This window comes from Paraburkholderia sp. SIMBA_053, from assembly GCF_046534895.1.
GTDB classification, from domain to species: Bacteria; Pseudomonadota; Gammaproteobacteria; order Burkholderiales; family Burkholderiaceae; genus Paraburkholderia; species Paraburkholderia caledonica.
On sequence record NZ_JAWRXU010000548.1, the window covers coordinates 1 to 278 of the forward strand.

Annotated in this window: 1 protein-coding gene; it reads right to left on the reverse strand. The window is 63.3% G+C overall.

Going from position 1 to position 278, the window contains the following annotated elements:
* Window positions 1–278, reverse strand: a 278-nt coding sequence (locus tag SB753_RS36805) for a class II aldolase/adducin family protein (protein WP_410805057.1), incomplete at both ends; no start/stop codon positions are given.

Genomic DNA, 278 nt, shown 5'->3' on the forward strand with positions numbered 1-278 from the left:
CGCACGTTCGAGGAAGTAAATCTCCTGAAACGCCGTTGCCGCCGACTTGCCACCCGCCAGCAGGCCGTGATTGCGCAGGATCATTGCGTTGCACGATCCGAGATCGGCGACGAGGCGCTCCCGCTCGCCGAGATCGAGCGCAATGCCTTCGTAGTCGTGATACGCGAGCGCGCCGTAGAACTTCAGCGCGTGCTGGCTGATCGGCAGCAAGCCGTGCTTTTGCGCCGACACGGCCGAGCCGGCCGACGTATGCGTGTGAATCACGAAGTGCATGTCGG